Here is a 15,928-nt window from a genome sequence, read left to right on the forward strand (position 1 = left end):
CGTCAACGATAATCGACGACGGCATCCCGGCGCAGATCGCGCAGGTACCGGCGGGCACGCATGTTCACCCGTTCATCGTTCATCTGCGCGTAGATCTGGTCGAAATTCGGCGCCGTGGCTTCGACCTGGCTGTCGTCGCGGCCACACAGCACCAGCACCCGCAGGCCTTCCTCGGCCGACCCGAAGGCCGGGGTGGCTTCGCCGATCGACAATTGGCCCATGATGGTTTGCAGCGGTGCCGGCAGATCCTTCATGCGGATGGCATCATTGGTGGCGACATCGCCGCCCACCTGCCTGGCCACCGTTTCCACGCCGCCGCAGCCGCCCATGGTGCGGGTGAGCGTCTGGATTTCCGCCACCTTCTGCCGGGCTTCGGCTTCGGTGGTGTCGGGCTTCAGCGGGATGGTCAACTGCTTCAGGCTGAGCAACGCCAGCGTCGGATCGGCGGCCAGCACCTGGCGGCGTTCCAGCATCGACATGATGGCGACCCCGCCGCTGACCGGGATCGGATCGGTAATCTCGCCCGGTTGCAGCGCAGCGACGGCGGGCGCCACGGCTTCGTTCAATTGTTCACTGCGTACCCAGCCAAGATCACCGCCAAGGCCGGCGGTGGAGGCTTCGGAAAACTGGCGCGCATAGGCGATGAAGCTGGCACCGCCGCGGATCTGGCCCGTGATGCGCGCGGCATCCTCCATCACGGCGTCAATGGTTTCCGGGGTCGCCGACAGGAAAATCTCGCCGACATGATATTCGTCCTTGCCCTTGGCGGCGTTCAACTTGTCGATCACCTGCTGCACTTCGTCATCGCCGACATTGACCATCGGTTCGACCTTGCGGCGCAGCACGCGGCTCCAGGCCAGTTCGGCGCGGATCTGGGCTTTCAGGCTGCTGCCCGAGGAGCCGCTGGTTTTCAGATATTCCTCGAACCCGTCCGGCGTGCGCTTGAAATTCTGGGCGATACGCTCGAACGAGCGGGCGACTTCGGCTTCGGGGATGCGGATGTCGTTTTCAGTCGCTTCCTGAAGCTGCAATTTTTCGTCGATCAGGTTGCGGATGATCTGCAGGCGCAGGCGCTGGCGTTCGGTTTCGTCGATCCGGCCAGCATTGGCGGCGATCACCAGACCCAGGCGTTGATCGATGTCGGTATCGGTGATGATGTCGCCGTTGACGATGGCCTGCGCCTTGTGCAGCGACGGATCGGGTTCACCCATCAGCAGCAGTTCGGGCAGATCGATGGCGGAAAAGCTGCGCTGGGCTTGGGCCAAGGCGGGCGCTGCCCATGCGGCCAGCACCGCCACGCCAGCCAGCAGACAGGCGGTGAGCGACCGGTTCAGCTTTGCAGATCTCATTCAATCACTCCGTTGCGCATCGGTGCGCACCCCCCGACCCCTTGGGCCTTTAGCGCATCGCCACCCGCAGGGGAAAGCACCATGTTGCTGCCATGGCGTGCGCCGGCTGAACCGCGGGTGAAACGGGGGGTAAACGGGCCATCGTCTTGCCCGGCCGATTTATCGGCCAATAGTCTTGCCCGGCCGATTTATCGGCTAATGGTCTTGCCCGGCCGATTTATCGGCCAATAGTCTTGAACGCGACGCTGATCTGGAAATTGTTGCCGGCGCGAAAATCGCGGTCACCCACATAATCGCGGCGCCAGCCGAAACCGACGCGGAAACATTCATCTTCATATTCCACCCCGATGCGGTGGCGGATCGGTTGGAAGCCGTTGGTGGTGCTGAGCGGATTGTCGGCCTGCGTCGTCAGGTTGATGATGGCATTGCCGAACATCGTCCAGTAGCGCGCAAACGCCAGGCGGCCGGCGACGCGCAATTCCTGCCGGTCTTCCAGATCCTCCAGCGTGACATTGCGGTTCAGGCGGATATAGGCCGCCGAGACATAGGTGCGACGGCCGCCGATGGTCAGGTCAATCTCGTTGCGGCGCACCGCGAAATTGGCCTTGTCGAGCCGGAAACGCTGGGTGAGCTCCACCAGCCGGCCGATCTTCAGCGTCGCGCGGCCCACCACATCCGACACGCGGCCCTGATAACCGGTGCCGGCGGCAAATTCGCTGCCATCGCCGTCCAGCCGCACCGATTGGCCGATTTCGGCGCGGATCTGCCAGCCGGGCCGATCGAGCATATACTCGCCGCCCCAGGTGATGCGGCTGCCGCTTTCGATGCGATCGAGGCCGGGGGTGCGATTGAGATCGAACAGGCTGTTGTCGTCCAGTTCGAAGGCGCGCGCATCTTCGTTGGGAAAGCCAAGGTTGGGCACCCGCGGTGCCACGACCAGTTGCACGCGTGGGCTGATCGTGTGTTCTCCGCCCAGCGCCGGGCCCGCGAACGGCCAGGCGACATCGAGGGCAGCAAGGCCGAAGCCGCGCCCGCGCCAGCCGTCCCGCCCGGCATATTCAGGCAAGGTGGCCAGCGCGCTGTCCCGCACATTATAGAGATCACCGCGCGCCAGGCCGGTGAAGGTGACGCGCTGGCCCAGCGGCGTGTACAGGCTGCGATCCCAGCGCGCCCAGCTCAGCGCGCGAAACATGTCCTGGCCGTTGCTGCGGTTGATCGTCGTGCTGTTGGCGGCAAAGCGCAATTTGCCGCCCACGACATCCCAGTCCGGCCGCCAGTCATAATCGATCAGCGGCAGCACCAGCGGGCTTTCCCCGGGCAGATCGGTGGCGCGCAAGCCCTGGAAATACCAGGCTGAAATCGACAGCCAGCTTTCATCGGTAATGCGTTCCAGCGCATAGGACGACCGCATCGTGTCGTCGAAACCCAGGCCATAGCGGCGGTTGAACGTATCGTCGGTGGTCAGCCGCACCGAATAGACGCTGCGCCAATAGGCCGAATGCTGCATCCGGCCCTTGACACCGAGATAGCCGCGAAACCGCTCACCACGGTCGCGTTCGGTGATGCCATCGGGCGCCAGATCGAACAATCGCGATGCGGTGAACATGCCATCGATCTGGATGGGGCCATCGCGCAGCAGCTTGCGCGCCTGAAAGGCCAGGGCCGGGTTGGCCGCACTGTAGAGCCAGGGCGTGAGCGTGACATCGAAATCGGGCGCCAACGCGAAATGATAGGGCATGGACGCACCCAGCCCGAGCTGACGCTGCAACTCGATTGCCGGCACCAGCACACCCGAAGCACGCGGCGCGTCGCCATCCGGGTGGGACAGGCTGGGCAGATACAGCACCGGCACGCCGAACATTTCCACGCTGGCGTTGCGATAGGAAATGCGGTGGCGCTGTTGATCATAACGGATTTTCACCGCCTTGATTTTCCACACCGGCGTTTGCGGGCACCCCGTGGCATCGATCACCGCACAGGGCGAATAGGCGGCCCGATCGAGCGTGTAGATATTGCCGCTGCGGGTGGCGCTGCGCGCACCCAGCCGGCCGCCATCGTTCAGCACCAGCAGCATGTTTGCCACCGCGCCATCGCGCAAGCTGTCGGTTAGGGTGATGCGGTCGCCCAGCGCTTGGTTCCCGGCCGGATCGGTGATGGAGACATTGCCGATGGCCACCACTTCGCCGGGCTCACCATCGGCGGCGCCGCGCTGATATTCGACGCGGTCGGCCTGCAGGCGATAGCCGTCGCGCGACACCTCCACGCGGCCGCTGGCGACGACAAGACGTTTATCCTCGTCGTAGCTCATGAGTTCGGCACTGAAATCGATGGCGTCGCCGGGCCCCGGCAGCGCGGCGCTGCGCATCTGGGTGTCGGGATCGCGATTGGCTGGTTCGCGATTGCCCCACAGCGCCGGGCTCAACCGCTGCGCCAGCGCCGCGGTTGGCAGTAGTGCCAGTGATGTGGCCGCCAGCAGCAAGGACGCGCGGACGCGCGGCAGGGGAGCGGGGAAGGCCACAGCCGGTCGATAGCGGGGCAGGACCCCACCCGCAACCATCTGCTTGGCGCTGGGGCGTTGCCGGCTTAATCGGGAGGCCATACGAATCGTGCTCCAGATTCTTGCCAAGGACCCGTTCATGCTTGCGATCAATTTCCTGCCTGCCGTTGCTGCCGATGCCGCCGATGCCCTGGTGGTGCTGGCCGGGCCTGATGCAGCCTTGTCCGGTGCGGCCAAGGCGGCCGATGCCGCGAGCAACGGCGCGCTGGCGGCTGCGGCAGCAGCAGCGCGGTTCGATGGCGACGCAGGGGCGATTGTCGAGATCCTCGCGCCGGCGGGGATGTCGTGCCGGCGCTTGCTGTTGGTCGGCACCGGGCCGGCGGCGAAGCTGGATGCACTGGCGGCCGAGCGCATCGGCGGGGCGATCACCGCGCGGCTACTGACCAGCGGCGAAACCAGCGTGAATGTCGATGTGGCCGGATTGGATGGCGTGCTGGCCGCGCATCTGGCGCATGGCGCGAGCCTGCGCGCGTGGCGGTTCGATCAATATCGCACGAAGATGACCGACAAGCAGAAGCCGACATTGGCCACGCTCAACCTGATCGGCGGCGGAGACGCCGCGCATTACGCCCGGCTGGCAGCGATCGCCGGCGGCGTGGCGCGCACGCGCAGCCTGGTCAGCGAACCGCCGAATGTCCTGTATCCGGAAAGCTTCGTCGACAGCGCCCGCGATCTGGCGGACCTGGGCGTTGAACTGACCATTCTCGATGATGCGCAGATGCGCGAGCTTGGCATGGGTGCGCTGCTGGGTGTGGCGCAGGGTTCGGTGCGCCCGGCGCGGATATTGGCGATGCGCTGGAACGGCACGGGCCGCGATGATGTGAAGCCGGTGTGCCTGGTCGGCAAGGGCGTGACCTTCGACACCGGCGGCATCAGCCTGAAGCCGCCCGGCGGCATGGAAGACATGAAGTGGGACATGGGCGGCGCCGGCGCCGTGACGGGCGCGATGCATGCCATCGCGGCACGCAAGGCCAAGGCGCATGTGGTCGGCGTGATCGGCCTGGTGGAGAATATGCCCGACGGCAACGCGCAGCGCCCCGGCGACGTGGTGAAAACGATGAACGGCCAGACGGTGGAAGTGATCAACACCGACGCTGAAGGCCGGCTGGTGCTGTGCGATGCGATGTGGTGGGCGCAGGAGACGTTCGAACCCGAAGTGATGGTCGATCTCGCCACGCTGACCGGCGCGATCATCGTGTCCCTGGGCCATGAATATGCCGGCATGTTCTGCAATGACGATGGCCTGGCCGAACAGTTGCGCATTGCGGGTGCTGCGGTGGGCGACAAATTGTGGCGGATGCCGATCGGCGATGCCTATGACAAACTGATCGACAGCGATATCGCCGACATCAAGAATGTCGGCCCGCGCGAAGGCGGATCGATCACGGCGGCGCAGTTCATCGGCCGGTTCATCAAGCCCGGCGTGAAATGGGCGCACCTGGATGTGGCCGGCACGGTATGGGCCAACAAGCCCGGCCCACTGTGGGACAAGGGCGCCACCGGCTATGGCGTGCGGCTGCTCGATCGGTTCGTGGCCGACAATTTCGAATTGTGAAGCTTGCCTATCGGGTGTGCGGCCTGTAGGGGGCCGCGCATCCTGTTTCCCCATCAGACAAGTGGACTTTTGACCATGGCGATTACCCGCACCTTCTCGATCATCAAGCCCGACGCCACGAGCCGGAACATCACCGGCAAGGTGAACGCGATGATCGAAGCCGCCGGCCTGCGCATCGTGGCGCAAAAGCGCCTGCACCTCACGCAAGCCCAGGCCGAAGGTTTTTACGCCGTCCACCGCGAGCGCGGCTTCTTCGGTGAACTGGTGCAGTTCATGATCTCCGGCCCGGTTGTGGTGCAGGTGCTGGAAGGCGAAGACGCCGTGCCGGCCTATCGCGCCATCATGGGCGCCACCAATCCGGCGAATGCCGAACCCGGCACCATCCGAAAGGAACTGGCCGAATCGATCGAAGCCAACACCGTGCACGGCTCGGACAGCGATGAGAATGCGGCGATCGAAATCGCCTATTTCTTTGCGCAGACCGAGATTGTTGGCTGAACCGGTCAGCCCTGAATTTCAGGAGGGCCGCAGCGGCTGCTGCGGCCCTTTTTTATTGAGAAGGGCAGCTACCCACCCCTTTCCAGACGCCGTCATCTTGCGCGCGGTTGTTGATGGGAGGTTGATGCGCGGCCTGTCCTACACAGGTAAAGCCTGCCATCATGTCCCATCCGATGGTCTGCCGGGGCGCTCACCCGAGTGGTAGCGACGGGCTGAATCACGCCGGATTCGTCAAGTCTGTCAAAACTGCTGCAGATGGAGCCTGCATCTTATGGCCAAGGCTGATGCTGTGAATTGAATTTTGGTTCTTTGAAATGTCAGACCTCTCTCCGGCCGATTACAAAAAACACTGTAGAAACGGCTTGCTGTGTCCGCAATATTCCTGAAAATGAGGACATTATCGTCGATCTCCGCAAGGGATATCCAGCCATGAGCAAATCCATGACCCTGAACGTCCGCGTCGGCGGGGCACTGGGCGAATTTGTCGCCGCCAACGTGGGCGATGACGGCGCCTATGAGAATGTCAGCGAATATGTCCGCGACCTGATCAGGCGCGACAAGGAGCGGGCGGAGGCCGAAGGCTTTGCACGGTTGAAAGCTGAACTGGCAGCGGCCTTTGCGGCACCGGAGTTCAGCTATGCAGCGATGGATGCCGACACGATCATCAATCGCAATGCCCGCCGCTGAAGCGTGGATGGGTTTCGCATCTCGGAGCGGGCGGGGCATCGCCTTGACGAGATCTATGTCTACACGCGCGATTTGTGGGGAGAGGCGCAGGCGGAGCGTTACATCAGGGGCCTGTTCGCGCGGTTTGATGCCATCGCTGCGCGATCGATCCCGTGGCGCGCCATCCCGGCCGAGTTCGGGGTGGACGGCTTCTACTGCCGTCATGATCACCACTATATCTACTGGCGGGTGCTGGCCTACGGCGCGGTTGGCATCGTGACGATCCTGCACGAACGCATGCATCAGTTCGATCGGTTCCGTGAGGACAAACCTGACTGACTTAGATTGGCAGCATTGCCAACCGCTTGGGCGCGCACAGCCGCCACGCCGCAGCCATCATCGCCTCGATTGCCGCCCAATCCGGCCCGTCGGTCAGCTTGATGCCGACCCAGCCGGCGGGGCCGAAATATTTGGGGCGGAAATAGCGGGAATCGTCCTGTTCGATCAGCATGGCGGCCTCATCCAGGCCGGAGACTTTGAGGAGCAGGGCGGTGATGCCGTCGCCGTGGTGGTTGTCGGTGAAATAGGCGAAGAATTTGCCGCCCTCCACGTAGAAGCCGGGCGAGCCGTGGGAGCGTTTTTCGGCGGCGGCCGGCAGGGCGAGGGCCAGTTCACGGACGCGGGCGAGCAGTGCTTCGGGGCGGGTGTTCGCGGTGACGAAATCGGCCAGCACACGCGGGTAGAGCTGGTGTTCGGCATATTGCACGCGGGTCGCCAGCGTTTCGGGCGTGTCGCGGGGCAGCACGGCGATGCGGGCCTGGCCCAGGATCGGGCCGTCGTCGAGTTCCGGGGTGACGATGTGGATGGTGCACCCGGTCTCGGTCTCACCGGCGTCGAGCACGGCCTGGTGGGTGTGCAGGCCCTTGTGTTTGGGCAGTAGGGAGGGGTGGATGTTGAGGCAGCGGCCCTGCCAATGGGCGACGAATTCCGGCGACAGCAGCCGCATATAGCCAGCCAGCGCCACATGGGTGACGCCGGCACGTTCAAGCTCGGCGGTGATGATCGCATCGAAGGCGGCGCGTTTCATCCCCAAGTGGCTGAGGCCGAAGGTGGCAATGCCTTCGCCCGCCGCCAATTTCAGGCCAGGCGCTTGCGGATCATTGGCGGCCACCAGCACGATCTCATACGGACAATCGCCCAGCCGGCTGGCGTAGAGCAGGGCGGCCATGTTGCTGCCGCGGCCGGAGATGAGGACGCCGACTCTGGCTTTTTCAGGCATCGTGGCTGGCCGTCCATGCCGCCACTTCGCCCCATTGGCCGGGGGCGCCGTGCACGTCGCAGCCACGTTGCCCGGCGATGATTTCACCAATCACGCTGGCTTGCTCGCCGGCAGCCACCAGTGCGGCAATCACCGCGTCGGCTTCGCTGCGCTTCACCGCCACCACCATGCCGGTGCCGCAATTGAAGGTGCGGGCCATTTCAGCCGCCGCCACGCCCCCGGATGCGCGCAACCAGTCGAACAGCGGCGGCAACTGCGGCGCGGCCACCAGCGCGCGGCAGCCATCGGGCAGCACACGCGGGATATTTTCGAGGAAACCGCCGCCGGTGATGTGGGCCAGCGCCGTGATCTGGCCGGCGCGGATCAGCGGGAGCAGGGCCTTCACATAGATGCGGGTTGGTTCCAGCAGCGCATCGCCCAGGCTGCGGGCGGGATCGAACGGGGCAGGGGCCGCGAGATCGGCACCGCCATCGGCCAGGATGCGGCGGATCAGCGAATAGCCGTTGCTGTGCGCACCCGACGAAGCCACGCCGATCAGCAACTGGCCCGGCGCGACGCCGTCGCCGGTCAATTGCTCGCCGCGTTCGACAGCGCCGACGGCGAAGCCGGCCAGATCATAATCGCCGGCCGCGTACATGCCGGGCATTTCTGCCGTCTCCCCGCCTATCAGGGCGCAGCCGGCCTGTTTGCAGCCGTCGGCGATGCCGGCCACGACGCGCGCCGCCACGCCGTTCTCCAGTTTGCCGGTGGCGAAATAATCCAGGAAAAACAGGGGTTCTGCGCCCTGCACGATCAGATCATTGACGCACATCGCGACCAGATCGATGCCCACCGTGTCGTGCCGGCCGGTATCGATGGCCAGTTTCAGCTTGGTGCCGACGCCATCATTGGCAGCAACCAGCAACGGGTCATTGTAGCCAGCGGCCCTCGGATCGAAAAAGCCGCCGAAGCCGCCCAGTTCTGCGGTGGCGCCGGGCCGGGCGGTGGCGCGGGCCAGGGGCGCGATCGCTTTCACCAGCGCATTGCCGGCCGCGATATCCACGCCGGCATCAGCGTAAGTGAGGGGGCGTTTTTCGGTCATGCGCGCCGCCATAGCGCCAGATTTGCGGCGGCACCAGTAAGGTTGCAGTCTCCGGGCTTGGCAAGCGCGGCCCGGCGGCCCTAAACAGCCGTTGTGAAGCCTGTTTTGCCCTTTCTGGCCGCGGCCGGGTTGCTGACGGCCATTGCCGTTGCCCAGCAATCAACGCCAAAGGCGCAGGTGCCGGCAATCGACCGCTCCGGCGGTGGCAGCAGCAGCGCCTATGCGGTGGGCGGCATCGCGGTGGACGTGACCGCCAAGACTGTGGACGATGCGCGCCGGGCGGCATGGACATCGGCGCAGCGCCAGGCCTGGCCTTTGTTATGGGCGCGGTTGACGGGGCGCGACGAGGCCGAGGCGCCGCGGCTGGCCGATGGGCAGATCGATGCGATGGTGGCCGGCATCGAAAGCCAGGGCGAGCAATTTTCGGAGACACGCTATATCGCGAAACTGGGTGTGGTGTTCGATCGCAGCCGGGTGGCGGAGCGGCTGGGCGGTGACATCAGCCTGCTGCAATCGCCGCCGATGCTGCTGTTGCCGCCGCTGATCGATGGCGGTGCCGGCAATCTGTTCCAGACGCGCAATGTCTGGGCCGATGCCTGGGCGCGTTTTCGCGGGAACGTTACCCCCATCGATTATGTGCTGCCAACTGGCGGCGCGGCCGACAATCTGTGGCTGACGATGTGGCAGACCAATCGCCGTGAACGCAGCGGCTGGCGGCAGATCATCACGCGGTTCGATACGGTGGATGTGCTGGTCGCCGAAGCGCGGTTGACGCGCAGCTTTCCGGGCGGACCGATCAGCGCGTTGTTCATCGCCCGCCATGGCCCGGATGGGGTGGAATTGGCGCGTATCACGCTGAGGACGCCTAACGAGGCCGGGCTGCCGGCGCTGCTGGAGGATGGCGTGCGTCGCGTCGATACGGCGTATGCGAATGCGCTGCGCGCCGGCCAGTTGCGCGCCGAGCCTGATCTGGCCATCGATATCGCACCAATCATCGATGCTGAGCCATTGATTGGCCTGGCGATGCCGGATGATGACCTGGTGATCGTGGCGGTGGTCACGCCCGATTCCGCCAGCCTGGCCGCGGCCGAGCGGCTGCTCGGCGGTATTTCCGGTGATATCGTGGTGCGGCAGCTCGCGTTGGGCGGCACCAGCCGTATCGAAGTGGCGATGCCCGGCGGCGAGGCGGCGCTGATCGAGGCGCTGAGCAAGGCCGGTTGGGGTCTGGAGCGGGTGGATGAGGATCTGGCGCTGCGGCGGCTGCCGCCTGGGTCTGCGGTGCCGGCACCGATCACTGCGCCTGCCGTCGCTCCCCGACCGGCACCACCGCCGCGGCCGGCGACTCCGCCGGCTGCGCCAACGCCGCCCACAATCGATTGAGCCTGTTGCGGACACCGGAACCACCCCCCCAGCAGCCACTGCCGCTGGTGTGGGCCGCCGATCACAGCCCGGCGCGGCTGGCTGTTACCGACGCCAATCGTGCGGTTGCGGCCTGGCTGGCGGCGCCGGCATTGTGGCCGGTGCCGGTATCGTTGCTGGTCGGGCCGCAGGGATCCGGCAAATCGCATCTGGCCGGCTGGTTTGCGGCGCAGCATGCGTGCCGCGTGATCGAGGCGGCGGATCGCGAAGATGCCGAAATGCTGTTCCACGCCTGGAATGCAGCAACGCCAGCGCAGCCTTTGCTGCTGACGAGCCGACTCAATCCACGCGATTGGGGCCATGGCTTGCCGGATCTGGCCAGCCGGTTGGCAGCGACGCCGTTGATAAGGTTGGGGGAGCCGGATGATGAATTGTTGGCCGCAGTGCTGGCGAAATTGTTTGCCGATCGCGGCATCAAGGTGGGCGATGATCTGATCCGTTGGCTGGTGCTGCGCATCGAGCGCAGCCTGGGTGCGGCGCAGGCGGTGGTGGACCGTCTGGATGCCGAAGCGCTGTCCCGCCGGCGGGCGGTAACCATCCCGCTCGCCCGCGAAGTGGTGGACGGGCAATTCAGCCTGTTCTGAGGATTTTTTCGAGCGTCCCCGGCTTTGGGCTTAAGCGTGTCACGCCGATGGGCTACATACACGCCATGCCGATCACGATCCTGCCCGAACTGCCGCCGGCCGAACGCTATTTCAACCGGGAGCTGTCGTGGCTGTCGTTCAACGATCGCGTGCTGGCCGAAGCGATGAACCGCTCGCACCCGCTGCTGGAGCGGCTGCGGTTCCTGTCGATTTCGGGCAATAATCTCGATGAATTCTTCATGGTGCGCGTGGCCGGTCTGCGCGGCCAGGTGCGGGCCAATATCGATACGTTGAGCGCGGAAGGCATGACACCGGCCCAGCAGTTGCTGGCCATCGCCGACAAGGCCGACGAATTGATGGAAGAACAGCAGCGGGTGTGGGGCCTGCTGACCAAGGAACTGGCCCGCGCCGATTTTCATGTCATCAATGCGGCCAAGCTGACGAAGGCCGAACTGGCCTGGCTGGAAACGCATTTCCTTGATCAGATTTTCCCGGTGCTCACCCCGCAGGCCATTGATCCGGCGCACCCGTTTCCGTTCATCCCCAACAAGGGATTTTCGCTGATCCTGGAGCTGCGGCGGCAATCGGATGATGAATTGCTGCGCGCGCTGCTGATGCTGCCGGCCATGCTGCCGCGCTTCATCCGGCTGCCGGGCGAACCCGGTCGCTCGGTGCGCTGGATCAGCCTTGAAAACACCATCCGGGCGTTTTTCGGGCAGTTGTTCCCTGGCTATGATCTGATCGGCGATGCTGCGTTCCGGGTGATCCGCGACAGCGATATCGAGGTGGAGGAAGAGGCCGAGGATCTGGTGCGCTTCTATCAGACCGCGCTGAAGCGTCGGCGCCGCGGCGAGGTGATTCACCTTGCCATGGAAGAGGTGGCGCTGCCCAGCCTGCACACGCTGGTGAAGAACCAGCTTGGTGTCGATGATCGCAGCACCATCCTGGTCGCTGGCGTACTCGGCATCAATGATCTGGCGCTGCTGGTGGACGAAGACCGGCCCGACCTGAAGTTCGAGCCGCACAGCCCACGCTTTCCGGAGCGGATTCGGGAACATGGCGGCGATTGTTTTGCTGCCATCCGTGCCAAGGATCTGGTGGTTCATCACCCCTACGAAAGTTTTGAGGTGGTGCTGGCCTTCCTGCGCCAGGCCGCTGCAGACCCGGATGTGATCGCCATCAAGCAGACGCTCTATCGCGCCGGCAAGAACTCACCCATCGTGCGCACGCTGATCGATGCGGCCGAGGCCGGCAAATCGGTGACGGCGGTGGTCGAGCTGAAGGCGCGGTTCGATGAGGAACAGAATATCCGCTGGGCCAGCGAATTGGAACGCGCCGGCGTTCAGGTGGTTTATGGTTTCGTGGAATGGAAAACGCACGCCAAGTTGAGCATGGTGGTGCGGCGCGAAGGCGCTGCCATCCGCACCTATGTGCATTTCGGCACTGGCAATTATCATCCGATCACGGCGCGTATCTACACCGATCTGTCGTTCTTCACCGCCGATCCGGTGCTGGCCCGCGATGCGGCGCAGGTGATGAATTATATCACCGGCTATGTGCAGCCGACGCGGCTGGAAAAGCTCGGCATGGCGCCGCTCTACATGCGGGATCGGCTCTATGGCCTGATCGAGGACGAGATCGCGCATTGCCGGGCCGGGCGGCCGGGCGCGATCTGGGTGAAGCTGAACAGTCTTGTCGATGCCGGCCTGATCGAGAAATTGTATGAAGCCAGCGCGGCCGGGGTGGAGATTGATCTGATCATCCGCGGCATCTGCTGTCTGAAGCCAGGCGTGCCGGGGCTTTCGGAGAATATCCGGGTAAAATCCGTCATCGGGCGGTTCCTGGAACATAGTCGTATCATGGTGTTCGGCGGCGGGCATGAATTGCCGAGCGGGGAGGCCAAGGTGTTCATCAGCTCGGCGGACTGGATGCCGCGCAATCTCGATCGCCGGGTGGAGATATTGGTGCCGATCGAGAACCCCACGGTGCATGCCCAGGTGCTGGATCAGGTGATGCTGGCCAATCTGAAGGACAATCAGCAGAGTTGGGACATGGATTCGCAGGGCCGCTATACGCGGGTGAAGGCGGCACGGGACGAGGCCTTCAACCTGCACCGTTATTTCATGACCAACCCGTCGCTTTCGGGGCGTGGCCAGATGAAGAATGCGGCGGCGGTGCCGCGGTTGATGCTGCCGGATGAGGATGACGATCTATCGGCTGCCGGCAATGCCGCCGGGATGGCCTGAGCCGGTGTTGAACTTCGCCCGCCGCGTGGGATTGGTGCAGCCACCGGCATTGGCGGCGGTGGCAGATGATCGCTGCGCCATCATCGATATCGGCAGCAACTCGATCCGCCTGGTGGTCTATCAGGGGCGCACCCGCATCCCCACCACCATGTTCAACGAGAAAGTGATGGCCGGGCTGGGGCGCGGGTTGGCGGCCAATGGCCAGATGGGCAAGGGCGCCATGGCGGTGGCGGTGGCGGGGCTCCGGCGTTTTGCCGCGCTGACGCGGGCCATGGGCATCGCCGAGGTCCGCACCGTGGCGACGGCGGCCGTGCGCGAGGCTGCCAACGGACCGGCGTTCATCGATCGGGTGGCGCGCGAATGTGGCCTGACCATCACGGTGATCGATGGCGAAGCCGAAGCCTATGGCGCAGCGATGGGCCTGGCGTCGGGCATTCCGGGTGCTGATGGTGTGGTCGGTGATCTGGGCGGTGGCAGCCTGGAGCTGATCCGGGTGTCGGGCGGCGAAATGGGGCGCCGCATTTCGCTGCCGATCGGTGCGCTGCGCCTGGATGCCGTGCGCAAGCGCGACCGGCGCGCACTGGGGCCGTTCATCGCCAAGGCACTGGACAAGATCGATTGGGCCGAAGAAGGCCGCGGCAAGCCATTTTACATGGTCGGTGGGTCGTGGCGCGCGCTGGCGCAGATCCACATCTGGATGACCGGCCATCCGCTGCCCATTGTCCACCAATATGAAATGCCTGCAACTGCGCCGGCCCAATTGTTCCGCAGCCTGTCCCACACCGATGCCGCGACCCTGAAGGCGGTGCCGCATCTGTCCACATCCCGGCTGCCATCCCTGCCGGGCGCAGCGATGCTGCTGGCGGCTGTGGTCAAGCGGCTGGGGTCATCCAGCGTCATTGCATCGGGTTTCGGTCTGCGCGAAGGGCTGCTTTATGCTGATCTGGAACCGGAGGTGCGGGCGCTTGATCCGCTGATCGAGGCAGCGCGCAGCGAAGGCACGCGGCAGGGGCGGTTTGCCGAACATGGCGACATGCTGTTCGACTGGATGGACCCGCTGTTCGCTGATGAGCCTGCCGGTGATCGTCGGCTGCGGCTGGCGGCGTGCCTGCTCAGCGATATCGCCTGGCGCGCGCATCCGGATTTCCGGGCCGAACGCGGCGTCGATGTGGCGCTTCACGGCAATTGGGTGGCGGTGACGGCCACTGAGCGCGCCGCCCTGGCCTGCGCCTTGCACGCCTGTTTCGGCGGCAGCCCTGATGCGCCGGTGATGGCAACCCTGCTGCTGCTGGCGCCGGCGTCGTTGCTGGCGCGGGCGCGCAGTTGGGGCCTGGCGCTGCGGCTGGGCCAGCGGTTGACCGGCGGCACGGCGGTGGGTCTGGCGGCCAGCCGGCTGGAGCGGGACGGCGATGCGCTGATCTTGCGGCTGGGCGCCGGCCATGGTGATCTTGCCGGCGAAGCGGTGGCGCGGCGGTTGAAGTATCTCGGCGCCGCGCTGGGCCTGGAGCCGAAGCTCGTCGTCGATTAATCGGCGACCCGCGTCAGTCTCAGTTTTCCATCGGCGACCGTGAAGCCCAGCCTGCCTTCGACCAGCGCCAGCGCATCGGCGCCGAAGATGTCGCGGCGCCAGCCATCCAGCATGCACAGGCCATTGCGCTGACCGGCCGCGAGCAATTCCAGATCATCGGCCCGCACGATCAGACGCGGAGCGACGCCGGCTTCCTTGGCGCGGATTTTCAGCAGCAGTTTCAGCAGGTCGGCGATCAGCGCGCCTTCGCTGGACAGACCCGGCCGCTGTGGTTCGCGCGCCGGCATTTCGTCGGCCGACAACGGCTCCGCAGCATCGAGGGCCGCCATCAGCCGGGCGCCGATGCCATTCGATGCCCAGGCCGCCGACAGCCCGCGCACCTTGGCGAGATCGGGCTGGCTGCGCGGTGGTGAGGAGGCGAGATCGGCCAGCGTCTCATCCTTGACGATGCGGCCGCGCGGCACATCCTTGTCTTGCGCTTCCAGTTCGCGCCAGCGGGCCAGCGCCTTCAGCCGGCCCAGCACATCGGCCTTCCGGCTGGGCAGGCGCAGGCGCAGCCAGGCCTTTTCCGGATCATTGGCGTAAGTGGCCGGATCCGATGCCCGCGCCATTTCATCATCCAGCCATTCGCCGCGCCCGGTGCGGCGCAATTTGTCCACCATCTTGGGGAACAGGCGGGCGAGGTGGGTGACGTCGCCGATGGCATATTCAATCTGGCGATCATTCAGCGGCCGCCGGCCCCAATCGGTAAAGCGTGCGCCTTTATCCACCTGCACATTGGCATAGGCGGCAACCAGATTGGTGTAGCCGATCTGTTCGCCAAGCCCCAGCGCCATCGCAGCGATCTGCGTGTCGAACAATGGCTGCGGAGTCTTGCCGGTGAGGTTGTAGATGATCTCCAGATCCTGGCCGCCGGCGTGAAACACCTTGAGCACCGGTTCATCGACCAGCAGCTTGAGCAGCGGCGCCAGATCGAGGTCCGGGCTTTTCGGATCGATGGCGGCAGCTTCGTTGGAGCAGGCGACCTGCACGAGGCAAAGATCGGGGTAATAGGTGGATTCGCGCATGAATTCCGTGTCCACCGTGATGAAATCAGCGGCGGACCAGCGGGCGCAAAGTGTTTCCAAAGTCGCGGTGTCGGTCACCAGCGGATGAATCAGCATGTT

13 protein-coding genes are annotated in these 15,928 nt (G+C 65.0%); 8 read left to right on the top strand and 5 right to left on the bottom strand.

Going from position 1 to position 15,928, the window contains the following annotated elements; translation table 11 throughout:
* Nucleotides 1-2: 2 nt before the first annotated feature.
* Together ACTIEZ_RS03220 and ACTIEZ_RS03225 are read right to left on the bottom strand one after the other, a co-directional pair.
* A complete protein-coding gene (locus ACTIEZ_RS03220; RefSeq protein WP_439545208.1) occupies nt 3-1,349 on the bottom strand; it encodes a peptidylprolyl isomerase in 1,347 nt (448 codons plus the stop codon).
* A gap of 217 nt (nt 1,350-1,566) precedes the next feature.
* On the bottom strand, nt 1,567-3,867 hold the full coding sequence (locus ACTIEZ_RS03225; protein WP_439545209.1) for an LPS-assembly protein LptD: 2,301 nt from the start codon (nt 3,865-3,867) through the stop codon (nt 1,567-1,569).
* A 118-nt stretch (nt 3,868-3,985) separates the two neighbouring features.
* Between ACTIEZ_RS03225 and ACTIEZ_RS03230 the strand changes: the two genes are divergently transcribed.
* From ACTIEZ_RS03230 to ACTIEZ_RS03245, 4 genes are all read left to right on the top strand, one after another.
* Nucleotides 3,986-5,461, top strand: coding sequence for a leucyl aminopeptidase (locus ACTIEZ_RS03230; RefSeq protein WP_439545363.1), 1,476 nt, complete (start codon nt 3,986-3,988; stop codon nt 5,459-5,461).
* 75 nt (nt 5,462-5,536) lie between these two features.
* Complete coding sequence (gene ndk, locus ACTIEZ_RS03235) at nt 5,537-5,959, top strand: nucleoside-diphosphate kinase (RefSeq protein ID WP_439545210.1); 423 nt, start codon at nt 5,537-5,539, stop codon at nt 5,957-5,959.
* Between the two features lie 429 nt (nt 5,960-6,388).
* The gene (locus ACTIEZ_RS03240) at nt 6,389-6,646 is read left to right on the top strand and encodes a ribbon-helix-helix domain-containing protein (RefSeq protein ID WP_439545211.1); all 258 of its coding nucleotides are present in this window, start codon (nt 6,389-6,391) and stop codon (nt 6,644-6,646) included.
* Between the two features lie 3 nt (nt 6,647-6,649).
* Nucleotides 6,650-6,964: a type II toxin-antitoxin system RelE/ParE family toxin gene (locus ACTIEZ_RS03245; protein ID WP_439545212.1), complete on the top strand. Its 315-nt coding sequence runs from the start codon at nt 6,650-6,652 to the stop codon at nt 6,962-6,964.
* Nucleotide 6,965: 1 nt separating this feature from the next.
* On the opposite strand, the gene purN is transcribed toward ACTIEZ_RS03245, so the two are convergent.
* Together purN and purM are read right to left on the bottom strand one after the other, a co-directional pair.
* Nucleotides 6,966-7,904, bottom strand: coding sequence for a phosphoribosylglycinamide formyltransferase (purN, locus tag ACTIEZ_RS03250; RefSeq protein WP_439545213.1), 939 nt, complete (start codon nt 7,902-7,904; stop codon nt 6,966-6,968).
* A complete protein-coding gene (gene purM, locus ACTIEZ_RS03255) occupies nt 7,897-8,985 on the bottom strand; it encodes a phosphoribosylformylglycinamidine cyclo-ligase (protein WP_439545214.1) in 1,089 nt (362 codons plus the stop codon). Before purM ends, purN begins: the two co-directional genes overlap by 8 nt.
* A gap of 93 nt (nt 8,986-9,078) precedes the next feature.
* On the opposite strand from purM, the gene ACTIEZ_RS03260 reads away from it, so the two are divergent.
* The 4 genes from ACTIEZ_RS03260 to ACTIEZ_RS03275 all read left to right on the top strand — a co-directional run bounded on the left by ACTIEZ_RS03260 (nt 9,079) and on the right by ACTIEZ_RS03275 (nt 14,762).
* Nucleotides 9,079-10,365 (top strand): heavy-metal-associated domain-containing protein, encoded by a 1,287-nt coding sequence (locus ACTIEZ_RS03260; RefSeq protein WP_439545215.1) that lies wholly within the window; start codon nt 9,079-9,081, stop codon nt 10,363-10,365.
* Nucleotides 10,362-10,988 (top strand): HdaA/DnaA family protein, encoded by a 627-nt coding sequence (locus ACTIEZ_RS03265; protein WP_439545216.1) that lies wholly within the window; start codon nt 10,362-10,364, stop codon nt 10,986-10,988. Before ACTIEZ_RS03260 ends, ACTIEZ_RS03265 begins: the two co-directional genes overlap by 4 nt.
* Nucleotides 10,989-11,053: 65 nt before the next feature.
* Complete coding sequence (locus tag ACTIEZ_RS03270; RefSeq protein WP_439545217.1) at nt 11,054-13,234, top strand: RNA degradosome polyphosphate kinase; 2,181 nt, start codon at nt 11,054-11,056, stop codon at nt 13,232-13,234.
* On the top strand, nt 13,191-14,762 hold the full coding sequence (locus tag ACTIEZ_RS03275) for a Ppx/GppA phosphatase family protein (RefSeq protein WP_439545218.1): 1,572 nt from the start codon (nt 13,191-13,193) through the stop codon (nt 14,760-14,762). Before ACTIEZ_RS03270 ends, ACTIEZ_RS03275 begins: the two co-directional genes overlap by 44 nt.
* Here the strand turns inward: ACTIEZ_RS03275 and rnd are convergent.
* Complete coding sequence (gene rnd / locus ACTIEZ_RS03280) at nt 14,759-15,925, bottom strand: ribonuclease D (RefSeq protein ID WP_439545219.1); 1,167 nt, start codon at nt 15,923-15,925, stop codon at nt 14,759-14,761. The two genes, ACTIEZ_RS03275 and rnd, sit on opposite strands and share 4 nt — an antisense overlap.
* Nucleotides 15,926-15,928 lie beyond the last annotated feature (3 nt).

Origin of the sequence: Sandarakinorhabdus sp. (genome assembly GCF_051860625.1) — a bacterium.
GTDB lineage: Bacteria > Pseudomonadota > Alphaproteobacteria > Sphingomonadales > Sphingomonadaceae > Sandarakinorhabdus.

Bases quoted from the DNA above. Each gene is read 5' to 3' on its own strand.
- ACTIEZ_RS03230 (WP_439545363.1), top strand. From the start codon at position 3,986: ATGCTTGCGATCAATTTCCTGCCTGCCGTTGCTGCCGATGCCGCCGAT.
- ACTIEZ_RS03240 (WP_439545211.1), top strand. From the start codon at position 6,389: ATGAGCAAATCCATGACCCTGAACGTCCGCGTCGGCGGGGCACTGGGC.
- ACTIEZ_RS03275 (WP_439545218.1), top strand. From the start codon at position 13,191: ATGACGATCTATCGGCTGCCGGCAATGCCGCCGGGATGGCCTGAGCCG.
- purN (WP_439545213.1), bottom strand. From the start codon at position 7,904: ATGCCTGAAAAAGCCAGAGTCGGCGTCCTCATCTCCGGCCGCGGCAGC.
- purM (WP_439545214.1), bottom strand. From the start codon at position 8,985: ATGACCGAAAAACGCCCCCTCACTTACGCTGATGCCGGCGTGGATATC.
- ACTIEZ_RS03220 (WP_439545208.1), bottom strand. From the start codon at position 1,349: ATGAGATCTGCAAAGCTGAACCGGTCGCTCACCGCCTGTCTGCTGGCT.
- rnd (WP_439545219.1), bottom strand. From the start codon at position 15,925: ATGCTGATTCATCCGCTGGTGACCGACACCGCGACTTTGGAAACACTT.
- ndk (WP_439545210.1), top strand. From the start codon at position 5,537: ATGGCGATTACCCGCACCTTCTCGATCATCAAGCCCGACGCCACGAGC.
- ACTIEZ_RS03270 (WP_439545217.1), top strand. From the start codon at position 11,054: ATGCCGATCACGATCCTGCCCGAACTGCCGCCGGCCGAACGCTATTTC.